Origin of the sequence: Flavobacterium sp. GCM10023249, assembly GCF_042653365.1 — a bacterium.
In the GTDB taxonomy this organism is placed as follows: Bacteria; Bacteroidota; Bacteroidia; order Flavobacteriales; family Flavobacteriaceae; genus Flavobacterium.
This window is the reverse complement of record NZ_JBHSHZ010000006.1, coordinates 147,346-160,661: the sequence shown is the minus strand read 5'-3', so window position 1 is coordinate 160,661 and position 13,316 is coordinate 147,346. Positions and strand designations below refer to the sequence as shown.

Sequence of the window (13,316 nt, the reverse complement as noted above, 5' to 3'; positions counted from 1 at the left end):
ACAGAACATCGAATTCTGAAATTTGAAATCGAAAATGAATCAGGATTATATTGTACCAAATAATTGGTCCATCATAGAAGAAGGATTTGAAGCGGACAGAGTGAAATCTTCCGAAAGTTTATTCAGTATTGGTAATGGTGCTATGGGGCAACGTGCCAATTTTGAAGAGGCCTATTCTGGGAAAACTTTCCAAGGAAGTTATATCGCCGGAATCTATTATCCAGACAAAACGAAAGTGGGGTGGTGGAAAAATGGCTACCCGGAGTATTTTGCCAAAGTATTGAATGCGCCTAACTGGATTGGAATCACTATTGAAATTAATGGTGAAAGTCTGGATTTGGCCAAATGTAGTTCCGTGAAAAACTTCCGCCGTGAATTAAATATGCAGGAGGGTGTTTATTACCGTTCATTTGAAGCTAAATTGCAAAATAGTATTGAGGTAGCCGTAAAAGTAACGCGTTTTCTTTCTCTTGATTTGGATGAAATGGGAGCAATACATTATGAAATCACATTAGTAAATGCAGATGCAGAACTAGTTTTCAAACCGTATATTGATGCAGGTGTTCATAATGAAGATGCAAACTGGGAAGAAAAATTCTGGGAACCTCAAAACACAAAACATTACGATAATAAAGCTTTTGTTACGGCACGTACCTTTAAAACGCATTTTACGGCAACGACTTTTATGCAAAATGCGATTTTTAAGGATAACGAAAATCAAAATGCTATTCCTTCAAGTATCGAAGAATCAATAGATAAAGTGGTTTTTAGTTATAAAGTTGCCGCAATTAAAGGACAAGCAATTGCAATTCAAAAGTTCGGTGGATACACTGTTTCAATGAATCATAATGAAGAAAATTTGGTTCAGGCGGCCGATGATGTTTTGGCTAAAGCTAATGCATTAGGGTTTTCTGCTTTGTTGGAAAATCAGAAACAGGCTTGGTCGAAGATCTGGGAAATGAGTGATATCACTATCGATGGTGATGTTAAAGCACAACAAGGAATTCGTTTCAATATTTTTCAGCTGAATCAAACTTACCTCGGGAAAGACTCCCGTTTGAATATCGGTCCGAAAGGATTTACCGGTGAAAAATATGGTGGTTCCACGTATTGGGATACCGAAGCATATTGTATTCCATTCTATATGGCAACCAAAGACCAACAGGTTGCGCGCAATTTATTGGCTTACCGCTACAATCAGTTGGATAGAGCGATCGAAAATGCGGGGAAGTTAGGTTTCAAAAACGGAGCGGCTTTATATCCAATGGTAACGATGAACGGCGAAGAATGCCACAACGAATGGGAAATTACTTTCGAAGAAATCCATCGGAATGGTGCTATTGCGTTTGCGATTTATAACTACTACCGTTTCACAGGAGATTACAGCTACATTCCTGAAAAAGGTTTGGAAGTATTAATCGGAATTGCACGTTTCTGGCATCAGAGAGCCAATTTCTCTACCAAACGAGGTCAATATGTGATCTTAGGTGTAACCGGTCCGAATGAATACGAAAACAACGTAAACAATAACTGGTATACTAACTATATTGCAAAGTGGTGTATTCAATATACAGTGGAGCAAATTCATCGTGTTGCAAAGGATTTTCCTAATGATTATTCAAGAATCATGGAAAAGGTGAAATTGTCTACTACCGAAATGGAAGCGATGCAAGAAGTGGCAGAGAACATGTATTTCCCGTATTCAAAAAAACACAATGTATACCTCCAACAAGATGGATTTTTAGATAAAGATTTAGTGAAAGTGTCGGATCTGGATAAATCGGAAAGACCAATCAATCAAAAATGGTCTTGGGATCGAATCCTTCGTTCTCCATATATCAAACAAGCCGATACTCTTCAAGGATTTTATTTCTTCGAGGATCATTTTTCCAAAGAGGAATTAGAACGTCATTTTGATTTTTACGAGCCGTTTACTGTACATGAAAGCTCACTATCACCTTGCGTGCATTCGATTCAGGCTGCAGTTCTAGGAAGAATGGAACAGGCATATACTTTCTATTTGCGAACTTCGCGTTTGGATTTGGACGACTATAATAAGGAAGTCCATGAAGGATTACACATTACCTCTATGGCAGGAACATGGATGAGTATTGTAGAAGGTTTTGGAGGAATGCGTGTTAAAAATGGAGAATTGCATTTTGAACCTAGAATTCCTTCACAATGGAAAGGTTATTCCTTCAAAATCAATTTCAGAAATCAAATTGTAAAAGTCACTGTGACACAAAACGAAACACAATTTGCATTGGAAGGGAATTCTTCAATCAATGTGCATGTTTTCGGAAAAGAAATCAATGTTCAGCCCAACAGTTTAGTAACCGTTTAATTTTATAACCCTAACCGAGTTTTACTTTGTTAGGGTTTTTATCAGTATACAAATGAAAAAAATACTTTTCTTTTTCTTTTTGAGTTGCTCCGTTTTTGCACAAATCGAAAGGGTTGAACCACCTTTTTGGTTTGAAGGAATGCAATATTCGGATTTGCAGATTGTGTTCTACGGAAAAAATATAGCACAAAATCAGGTTTCAGTTTCAAACGGAATTGTAATCAAAAGTATTCATAAAACCGAAAATCCAAACTATCTTTTTGTAACCGTTGATACCAAGAATGTCACTGCACAAGATTTGGTTTTTACATTTAAGAATGGTAAGAAAAGCTTTAATACGAAGTATACGATAAAGAAGAGAAAAGAAAATTCTAGGGAACGGAAAAGCTTTGACGCTTCGGATATGATGTACTTACTTATGCCTGATCGTTTTGCTAATGGAAATTATACGAACGATTCAACTGCCGATACTCAGGAGAAAGCCGATCGGAAAAACCCTGGTGGACGTCATGGAGGTGATATCGAAGGAATTATTCAAAACCTTGATTATATCAAAAGTTTGGGAGCTACAGCTCTTTGGAGTACACCACTATGTGAAGATAATGACAAAGCCTATTCGTACCATACCTATGGACAATCGGATGTGTATAAAATCGATTCCCGATACGGTACTAACGAGGATTATGTGCGTCTCTCTGCTGAAATGAAAAAACGCAATATGAAGCTGGTTATGGATTATGTTACCAATCATTGGGGTGCCGAACACTGGATGTTTAAAGATATGCCTACTTACGATTGGTTTCATCAGTTTCCGGGTTATGCACAAAGTAATTATCGAATGACCACTCAATATGATGTTAATGGTTCAAAACGGGATGCAAAATATTGTATGGATGGATGGTTTGTAACTTCAATGCCCGATTTGAATCAATCGAATCCATTAGTGCTAAATTATTTGACGCAAAACGCGATTTGGTGGATCGAGTATGCCGACTTGGATGGCTTCCGTGTCGACACCTATTCCTATAACGATAAGGAAGGAATTGCAAAATGGACGAAAGCTATTACCGATGAATACCCATATTTCAATATTGTAGGTGAGGTTTGGATGCACGATCAGGCACAAATTTCGTTTTGGCAAAAGGATAGTCCAATATCAAAAATTCAAAGTTACAATTCGTTTTTGCCAAGTGTAATGGATTTTACACTACACGATGTTTTTGGCAATGTGTTCAATGAAGACAATGCGAATTGGAATGATGGAACAATTAAGTTTTATGACAACTTTGTAAATGATTTTTTATACGCCAATCCGAATAACCTATTGATTTTTGCCGAAAATCATGATACCAACCGATTGAATCAAATCTATAAAAATGATTTTAAAAAGTACCAATTGGCGATGACGGTTTTGGCAACTATGAGAGGTATTCCTCAATTGTATGCCGGCTCCGAAATTGGAATGGCTGGGGATAAGGGTAAAGGCGATGCAGATATTCGTCAGGATTTTCCCGGTGGATGGAAAGAAGATACCAACAACGCTTTTTTATCTTCAGGACGCACGGAATTGCAAAAACAGTATTTTGATTTTACGGCTAAACTTTTCAATTGGAGAAAAGGGAAATCGGTAATTCATTCGGGCAAACTAATGCATTATATCCCAGAGAATAATGTGTATGTCTATTTTCGATATGATGATACAGAAACAGTGATGGTTGTCATCAATAATAATAAAGACAAACAAACAATTAAATTGGATCGATTCAAGGAAAGTATTCAGCAAAATGCAACTGGAACAGAAGTAATCTCAGGTACCACTTTCGATATTACTAAAGAAATTGCAGTGGAAGGAAAATCGGCATTAATTCTAGAATTGAAATAAGATGAAGAAGTTTTTATTTGTATTTTTTATTTCAGTAGTAGGTTTTGCTCAAAACCCGGAGCGTAAATATCTTTCTCACACTTTTTACGGAAATAGGTTAGAGGTTGCTGTTTCAGATGGAACTTATTTCATTCACTTTTTAAATGATTTGATTTGCGAAACTTCCTTTGTTCCGAAAGGTGAAAAGCGTAACACTGATTCGCATTCAGTGGTTTTGAATAGTAAAATAGGATGCAAACAAGTTATTCATAAAGACAATCTTCACATCAATAGTAAAAACATTTCGGTCAGGATTGATTTTAGTCCATTTCAAATATCGTATTATTCTAAAGGAAAATTGATTACATCGGAAAAGGCAGGTTATTTCAAAAAGAAACATGTGCCGATGGATCTGACCAAAGACAATATTAAAGCCGATTCAACCGAAGTACTTCAATTCAATCTTAATCCGGATGAAGTATTGTATGGTGGTGGCGCCCGAGTTTTAGGTATGAACCGCCGAGGAAATAAATTGCCTTTGTACAATCGCGCGCATTATGGCTATGAAACAAAATCGGAGTTAATGAATTTTACGTTGCCGATTGTGATTTCTTCTCAAAAATATATGATCCATTTTGATAATGCCCCCGTGGGTTATTTGGATTTGGATAGTCAGAAGAATAATACTTTAGAGTATGAAACAATTTCAGGTAGAAAAACCTACCAGATCATAGTGGCCGATTCTTGGGAGGATTTAATGGCTAATTATACAAAATTAACAGGAAGACAACCTATGCCACCTCGCTGGGCTTTGGGTAATTTTGCTTCTCGTTTTGGATACCATTCTGAAGCGGAAGCCCGAAATACAATTGCAAAATTCAAAGAAGAAAAAATACCAGTCGATGCTATTATTTTGGATCTCTACTGGTTTGGAAAAGACATTCAGGGAACAATGGGTAATCTGGAAGTATTCAGAGATAGTTTTCCGAATTTTGAAAAAATGGTGGCTGATTTCAATGCAATGGGTGTCAAAACCATCCCTATCACCGAACCTTTTGTTCTAACCACTTCTTCCAAATGGAATGAAGCTGTCGATAAAAAAGTATTGACCACTAAATCTGACGGCACTCCTGCTACTTGGGATTTCTATTTTGGAAATACAGGTTTGGTAGATGTATTCAAACCGGAAGGAAAAAATTGGTTTTGGTCTATTTATAAAGATTTGGCCAATAAAGGTGTGGCAGGTGTTTGGGGTGATTTGGGCGAACCCGAAGTTTTTCCTTCATTTGCTAATACAATAGCCGGTTCAGCCGATGAGGTGCATAATTTGTATGGTAATCATTGGGCTAAAATGATTTTTGAAGGGTATCAGAAAGATTTCCCGAATCAACGTCCGTTTATCTTAATGCGTGCTGGATCTGCTGGTTCACAGCGTTATGGGATGATTCCTTGGAGTGGCGATGTAAACCGTACTTGGGGTGGTTTTTCTGGACAAACCGAAATTGCATTGCAAATGGGTATGCAAGGTTTGGGTTACATGCATTCGGATTTGGGCGGATTTGCCGGAGCCAATTTGGATGACGAATTGTACGTTCGTTGGTTGCAGTATGGTGTATTCAATCCTATTTTTAGACCACATGCACAAGAAGAAGTACCGTCTGAGCCTGTTTTTAGAAGCGAGAAAGCCAAAAATCTTGCTAAAAAAGCGATTGAATTGCGCTATATGCTTCTACCGTATAATTACAACTTGGCTTTTCAAAATCATAAAAAAGGAACACCTTTAATGCGTCCATTGTTTTTTGAAGAAGATAAAAATGTTGACTTGCTGAATCATTCCGATTCGTATTTATGGGGTGAGGATATCTTAGTCTACCCAATAAAAGAAAAAGGGAAACAAGCTGTTGAAGTGTATTTTCCAAAAACAGCAAACTGGTATGACCCTTACACATCCTGGAAATACGAAGCGGGGAGTACAAAGTCTGTGCAGGTATCGGAAGATAGAATTCCATATTTTGTTCGTGGTGGGAGCTTTATTCCAATGGCCTATGTCTACGGTAATACTAGTACTTATGATCAAAATAGTTTAACGGTTCATTACTATCATGATGCTTCGGTCAAAGAAAGTGAAAGGGAATTCTATTTTGATGATGGTACAACCCCTGATGCCTACGAAAAGAAGAACTTTGAGATGATTGAGTTGGAATCCAAATTTGACGGTAAGACGTTGGAATTGGAAATTGAAAGTGAAGTAGCAGATAACTACAAAGGAAAAGACAGAACCATTTTTCTGCTTATTCATAATATCGATGCAAAACCAAAGTCGGTGACTGTCTCCAAAGGAGAAATTAAAGATTCAATGGCATATACATCAAAAGTACTCGAAATAAAATGTAAAATACAACCTAATCAAGAATCCAAAATTAAAATCAAACTATAATGAAGAAATTAATCTGTTTGTTGAGTTGGTTTGTCATTGGTTTACAAATGACTGCTCAAAATAAAACCGTAATTACCAAAAATTACAATCATTCTGCATTGGATAATGCGGTGATTTACGAAGCAAATATTCGTCAGTATTCTCCTGAAGGTACATTTAATGCATTCACAAAAGATATCCCAAAACTAAAAAAGTTGGGTGTGAAGATTATTTGGCTGATGCCGATTCACGAAGTAGGGATGAAAAACCGTAAAGCGTATGGTAATGTTTCAATAGAACAAATCCCGGATAATGAAAAAGCAAAATATTTTGGAAGCCATTATGCCGTTAAGGATTATCGCAGTGTTACGCCCAATTACGGAACTAAAAAAGATTTCGATAAATTGGTTCAAACCGCACACAAAAATGGAATGTATATTATTCTGGACTGGGTTGCCAATCACACAGCATGGGATCATGCATGGATGACTGAACATCCGGAATATTATACAAAAGATAAAGACGGTAAGTTTGTTTCTCCTTTCGATTGGACAGATGTGGCCGATTTGAATTATGAAAATTCAGAAATGCGAAAAGCCATGTTGGAAGATATGAAGTATTGGATTACGAATCACAATATTGATGGTTTCCGTTGTGATGTAGCCATGGAAGTTCCAAGAGATTTTTGGGATACTACTTCGGCCGAGTTGAATAAAGTGAAACCTGTTTTTATGTTGATGGAAGCCGAACAACCGGACTTGATGCAAGATGCGTTTGATATGCAATACGGATGGACAGTACACCATATTTTTAACAAGATTTATAAAGGCGAACAAACAGTTAAAGATTTTGATGCCTATATGCAAAAAGTAGTGACGTCAAACGAATCGGATGATATTTATATGAACTTTACATCAAACCATGATGAAAATTCTTGGAACGGTACCGAATACGAGCGTTTGAATGATGCTGTAGAAACATTTGCAGCGCTAACTTTTGCAATGCCTGGTATGCCGTTGATTTATAATGGTCAGGAATACGATTTGAATAGAAGATTGAAGTTTTTTGAAAAGGATCAGTTTTCTCATACACCTGGTAAAATGATGGCAGTATACCATAAATTAGGAAAACTTAAAGTGAATAATCCCGCATTGAAAGGCGGTAAAAATGCAGCTTCTTACCAACGTATTGCCACTTCAGCAGATGATGCTATTTTAGCCTTTGGAAGAGATGGAAGTAAAGTAGTGTATTTAGGTAATTTGAGTAAAAATGCTCAGGAATTTACTGTAGAGTTAGAGGGGAAATTCTTGGATTATATGTCGGGTAAAGAAATTACTCTAACAAAAGGACAAAAAATTTCTTTTACACCTTGGGAGTATAAAATATTGATTGTTAAGTAATTGTAAAACGCCTTTTAGTAAGGCGTTTTTTTTTAATTTTGAGTATGCTAAAAATTGGTCATCGCGGAGCGAAAGGGTATGTGGCTGAAAACACCATCGAATCATTCTTGAAGGCATTTGAATTGGGTGCTGACGGAATAGAATTGGATGTGCATTTGTCTGCCGATGGTGAGGCTGTAGTCATACACGATGAAACAGTGGATAGAACCATCAAAAATGCAGCTGGATTTGTTAAAGATTTTACAGTAGCAGAATTTGAAAGGTTAGGCGTGCCTACTCTGGTTGAGATTTTTCATATGTTACCTGAAGGCAAATTTCTTAATATTGAAATTAAAGATCCAACTGCAGTTGAGGTAGTTATATATGAGATTGAGAAATTCATTCGACTTGGTGAAATACAACAGCAATTTATAATAGTTTCCAGTTTTGATTGGGATGTGTTAAAACAAGTCAAGAATCTTAATGCTAATATACAGATAGGGGTTTTGACCGAACATAATTTAGAGGATGCTTTGGATTTTGCAAAACAAATCAGTGCTTTTAGTATTCATCCTTTTTTTGAACTCGTCTCCAAAGAAACTGTCCAAAAAATACATGACAACGGATTTCAAATGCATACTTGGACGGTTAATTCCCCCGAAGATATTACCTTTGTCTCTGAATTAGGCGTTGATGCCATTATTTCTGATTTCCCGGATAGATTATGATTGCAAATTATGACGTAGTGATTGTTGGAGGAGGAGCCGCTGGTTTTTTCACGGCGATTAATGTAGTAGAGAATAATCCAAAACTCAAGGTAGCCATTTTGGAGCGTGGAAAGGAAGTACTTTCTAAGGTGCGTGTTTCCGGTGGTGGTCGTTGTAATGTGACGCATGCCTGTTTTATTCCAAATGATTTGGTGAAGTTTTATCCAAGAGGCGAAAAAGAGTTGAAAGGCCCCTTTCATCAGTTTTGCTCCGGAGACACGATCGAATGGTTTGACAAGCACGGAGTCGAACTTAAAATTGAAGAAGACGGACGCATGTTTCCAATAACCGATTCATCACAAACGATTATTGATTGCTTTTTAAATACTAGCAAAAAATTGGGAATTGATGTTCTCACAGGACAAAGTGTTCAATCTGTTTTTAAAGGCGAAGCGTATTGGAAAATTGAAACCAATCAGCAATCTTTTAAGTGTGATAAATTGGTCATGACAACAGGAAGTAACCCTAAAATCTGGGATATGATGGTTGCTTTAGGGCATTCTATTATCGAGCCGGTTCCTTCCTTATTTACATTCAATATCAAAGACGATCGAATTAAAGATTTGATGGGGGTTTCGGCAATCGCTTCGGTTAAAGTGAAAGACAGTAAATTAAAAGCTTCCGGCCCGTTATTAATTACCCATTGGGGTATGAGCGGCCCTGGAATTTTACGATTGTCGGCTTGGGGAGCAAGAGAATTGGCGGCCAAAAATTATCACTTCATTCTTCAAGTGAATTGGTTGAATGATTTGGATTTTGATACTGTCTTAGAGGACTTGAAAGAAATTAAGGAGGAGAATTCGAAGAAAATAGTTTCTAAATTTTGTCCGTTTGAATTTCCGAAGCGTTTGTGGGAAAGTTTGCTAAAAGCCGCTCAGATTAATCCGGATACCAAATGGGCCGATGTATCTAAAAAACAAATGACCGAACTGGTGAATCAATTAACCAATGGTCAGTTTCAAGTCAACGGTAAAAGCACTTTTAAAGAAGAATTCGTAACGGCAGGGGGTATCGATTTGAAAGAAGTCAACTTCAAAACCATGGAAAGTAAATTGCATCCGAATTTATTCTTCGCCGGCGAAATTTTAAATATTGATGCAATCACCGGAGGATTCAACTTCCAAAATGCCTGGACCGGAGGTTTTATTTTGGCGAATGCGATAACAGAAAATATACAGGAGTAAGTCTTGGGAAAAGAAAAGTAAGTCTTGGGAAAAGAAAAGTAAGGCTCGGGAAAAGAAAAGTAAGCCTTGGAACAAGAAAAGTAAGCCTTGGGAAAAGAAAAGTAAGCCTTGGGAAAAGAAAAGTAAGCCTTGGGAAAAGAAAAGTAAGGCTTGAACAAGAAAAGTAAGGCTTGGAACAAGAAAAGTAAGGCTCGGAACAAGAAAAGTAAGCCTTGAACAAGAAAAGTAAGGCTTGGAACAAGAAAAGTAAGGCTTGGAACAAGAAAAGTAAGCCTCAGATCAGGATAAGTAAGGCGCTGACCAAAAGCTATACGGTATAAACCAGAATGTAAACTAATCGTGATTCTAAGAAAACTGTTTTTTAAATGTTTAAATACCAAATACTTCCATTCAGTATAGTTGCGAAACTTACCCAAATTAAATAGGGATACAGTAAATTTCCTGCGAAACGATCTATTTTGTTGAAAGATTTGATGGTTTCATAAAGTACTAACCAAAGTAGGATTATCTCAATAAAGGCCAATAAAGGGTTTTTTAATCCGAAAAATAATAGTGACCAAAGTGCATTCAAAATCAATTGAAAAGCAAAAACGAGAAGGGCATTTTTCGTCTCGGTATTGTTTTTCTGATGTCTCGTCCAAATGATTCCGCAAGCAATACCCATCAAAATATATAAAATGGTCCAAACGGGTCCGAATAGCCAATTGGGAGGATTGAAAATAGGCTTTTCAAGTGTAGGGTACCAATTCGCAATGCTTGCTCTTGTTGGAATACTTGACAAAAAACCTACGGTTAAACAAATTAATATAGTTACGGTGGTTTTACCCCAGTTAATTTTTTTCAAAATTTAATTTTATTTCGTTTACAGGTAAAATTAAAACATTCCTGAACAAAAAAAGTATCTTTGCCAAAATTTTATTTTCATGATTTCGGAAAACGATTTTATAACTTCAGATTATACAGTGTCTATTGAAAAAGGAAATTTCCAATGGAGTGCGCCAAGCAATATTGCTTTGGTTAAATATTGGGGAAAAAAAGACAAACAGATTCCTGCCAATCCATCTATCAGTTTTACGTTGAATAACTGTAAGACAATTACCAAAATGGCTTTCGCTAAAAAAGTAAATGATGGTAGCTTTTCATTTGATTTGTTATTTGAAGGAAAACCGAAAGAGGATTTCAAACCGAAAATCCAGAAGTTTTTTGAGCGTATTTTTGAATATTGTCCGTATTTGAAAGATTTTCATTTTACGATTGATACCGAGAATACGTTTCCGCATAGCTCAGGAATTGCTTCATCGGCTTCAGGAATGGCTGCTTTAGCAATGAATGTAATGAGCTTGGAGAAAGCCTTGAATCCGTCTATTTCCGAAGACTTTTTCTATCAAAAGGCATCTTTATTGGCGCGTTTGGGTTCAGGTAGTGCCTGCCGAAGCGTGAAAGGTGAAGTGGTGGTTTGGGGAAATCATGCTGAAATAGAGGGTAGCTCTGATTTGTTCGGGGTTGAATTTCCATCAGTAATTCACGATAATTTTAAAAAGTACCAAGATACCATTTTGTTGGTGGATAAAGGTGAGAAACAAGTTTCGAGTACAGTGGGTCACGATTTGATGCACAATCATCCTTTTGCTGAAAGGCGTTTTGAACAGGCGCATGAAAATTTGTCGGCGATTAAAAATGTTTTGGAAACTGGAAATGTAGAAGAATTCATTAAAATAGTGGAGAGTGAAGCATTAACGTTACATGCGATGATGATGACCTCAATGCCGTATTTTATTTTAATGAAACCCAATACGTTGCAAATCATTAATGCCATTTGGAAATTCAGAAACGAGACCAATATCCCGGTTTGTTTTACCTTGGACGCCGGTGCGAATGTCCATGTTTTATACCCATATCATACTAAAGAAAAAGTTTTAGAGTTTATTAAGAACGAATTAGTTGGCTATTGTCAAAATGGTCAATATATTTGTGACGAAATTGGACATGGTAGTCAATTGATAATTAATAGTTAACAATTGATGGTTGAAATGAAGTCCGGAAATATTGTAAAAGAAAAATCTTTTGCATTCGCGAAAGAAATAGTTTATCTTTATAAGGTGTTGTCTGAAAATAAGGAGTTTGTTTTGTCAAGACAATTATTACGATCAGGCACATCGATAGGAGCAAATGTGAGAGTGAGCATGCACAGAGTAAAGCTGATTTTATACATAAACTTTCAATCGCTTTAAAGGAAGCAAATGAAACCGAATATTGGTTGGATTTGCTGTATGAAACTGAATTTCTGACTGAAGTGCAATTTCAAAATTGTAAAACAAAGATAATCGAGATATTGAGACTGCTTACGAGTATTATCAATACTTCAAAAAACAGATAATTATCAATTATTCATTATTAATTGTCAATTAAATATGAAAGGACCTCTATTTTACTCGAAAATCCTACTTTTCGGAGAGTATGGAATCATCAAAGATTCTAAAGGGTTGGCTATTCCTTATAACTTTTATAATGGTGCATTAAAAATTGAAGAAAACCCTTCTTCTGAAGCCATAAAATCCAACGAAAGTCTAAAACGTTTTGCTTCCTATTTGGAAGAATTACAATCGGAACAACCGGAATTGGTGACATTTAATTCAGTTGCTTTACAAGCAGATGTGATGAACGGAATGTATTTCGATTCAAGCATTCCACAAGGATATGGTGTAGGAAGTAGTGGCGCTTTGGTTGCAGCGATTTACGATAAATATGCAAATAATAAAATCACGGTGTTGGAAAATTTAACACGTGAAAAATTGTTACAGTTGAAAGCTATTTTTTCTCAAATGGAATCTTTCTTTCATGGGAAAAGTTCTGGTTTGGATCCGTTGAATAGCTATTTGAGCATTCCGATTTTAATCAATTCTAAAGATAATATTGAAGCTACAGGAATTCCTACCCAAAGTACTAACGGTAAAGGTGCGGTTTTCTTGTTGGATTCGGGAATTGTAGGCGAAACAGCGCCTATGGTGAATATTTTTATGGAAAATCTTAAAGAAGAAGGTTTCCGTAAAATGTTGAAATCACAATTCATCAAATATACAGATGCCTGTGTGGAGAACTTTCTTCATGGTGATATGAAATCATTGTTTTCAAACACTAAAAAGTTGTCTAAAGTTGTTTTGAATAACTTCAAACCAATGATTCCGGAACAGTTTCACCAAGTTTGGCAAAATGGAATTGATACGAATGACTACTATTTAAAATTATGTGGTTCAGGTGGTGGAGGCTATATCTTAGGCTTTACACAAGATTTGGCAAAAGCTAAAGAATCGTTAAAAAACTATAAGTTGGAAGTGGTATATCAGTTTTAAAAAATAACTTTAAAC

9 protein-coding genes and 1 pseudogene are annotated in these 13,316 nt (G+C 36.4%); 9 read left to right on the top strand and 1 reads right to left on the bottom strand.

The annotated features are described in order from the left end of the window. The first annotated feature begins 34 nt into the window (after window positions 1–34). Genes ACFO7M_RS02325 through ACFO7M_RS02300 form a run of 6 tightly spaced genes read left to right on the top strand, consistent with a single transcriptional unit; the run spans window position 35 to window position 9,951 of the window. A complete protein-coding gene (locus ACFO7M_RS02325) occupies window positions 35–2,344 on the top strand; it encodes a glycoside hydrolase family 65 protein (RefSeq protein WP_379733826.1) in 2,310 nt (769 codons plus the stop codon). A gap of 52 nt (window positions 2,345–2,396) precedes the next feature. After that, entirely contained in the window at window positions 2,397–4,226 is a 1,830-nt protein-coding gene (locus ACFO7M_RS02320) for a glycoside hydrolase family 13 protein (protein WP_379733824.1), read from the top strand. A 1-nt stretch (window position 4,227) separates the two neighbouring features. Further along, window positions 4,228–6,642, top strand: coding sequence for a TIM-barrel domain-containing protein (locus ACFO7M_RS02315; protein WP_379733822.1), 2,415 nt, complete (start codon window positions 4,228–4,230; stop codon window positions 6,640–6,642). Then, window positions 6,642–8,021 carry an alpha-amylase family glycosyl hydrolase gene (locus ACFO7M_RS02310; protein WP_379733820.1) on the top strand — a complete coding sequence of 460 codons (1,380 nt, stop codon included), beginning with the start codon at window positions 6,642–6,644 and terminating at the stop codon, window positions 8,019–8,021. The genes ACFO7M_RS02315 and ACFO7M_RS02310 overlap by 1 nt, the downstream gene beginning before the upstream one ends. 44 nt (window positions 8,022–8,065) lie before the next feature. Next, window positions 8,066–8,728: a glycerophosphodiester phosphodiesterase gene (locus tag ACFO7M_RS02305; RefSeq protein WP_379733818.1), complete on the top strand. Its 663-nt coding sequence runs from the start codon at window positions 8,066–8,068 to the stop codon at window positions 8,726–8,728. Further along, on the top strand, window positions 8,725–9,951 hold the full coding sequence (locus ACFO7M_RS02300) for an NAD(P)/FAD-dependent oxidoreductase (protein WP_379733816.1): 1,227 nt from the start codon (window positions 8,725–8,727) through the stop codon (window positions 9,949–9,951). The genes ACFO7M_RS02305 and ACFO7M_RS02300 overlap by 4 nt, the downstream gene beginning before the upstream one ends. A 361-nt stretch (window positions 9,952–10,312) precedes the next feature. Here ACFO7M_RS02300 and ACFO7M_RS02295 read toward each other — a convergent pair whose 3' ends face one another. Further along, the gene (locus ACFO7M_RS02295; RefSeq protein WP_379718590.1) at window positions 10,313–10,795 is read right to left on the bottom strand and encodes a TspO/MBR family protein; all 483 of its coding nucleotides are present in this window, start codon (window positions 10,793–10,795) and stop codon (window positions 10,313–10,315) included. A 79-nt stretch (window positions 10,796–10,874) separates the two neighbouring features. Here ACFO7M_RS02295 and mvaD point away from each other — a divergent pair, with 79 nt between their 5' ends. The 3 genes and pseudogenes from mvaD (at window position 10,875) to ACFO7M_RS02280 (ending at window position 13,301) form a co-directional block, all read left to right on the top strand. Next, window positions 10,875–11,966: a diphosphomevalonate decarboxylase gene (gene mvaD / locus ACFO7M_RS02290; RefSeq protein ID WP_379718593.1), complete on the top strand. Its 1,092-nt coding sequence runs from the start codon at window positions 10,875–10,877 to the stop codon at window positions 11,964–11,966. 15 nt (window positions 11,967–11,981) lie between these two features. Further along, window positions 11,982–12,328 (top strand): annotated as a pseudogene (locus ACFO7M_RS02285) (four helix bundle protein). 34 nt (window positions 12,329–12,362) lie between these two features. After that, window positions 12,363–13,301, top strand: a complete 939-nt coding sequence (locus tag ACFO7M_RS02280; RefSeq protein ID WP_379733814.1) for a mevalonate kinase — start codon at window positions 12,363–12,365, stop codon at window positions 13,299–13,301. Window positions 13,302–13,316 lie beyond the last annotated feature (15 nt).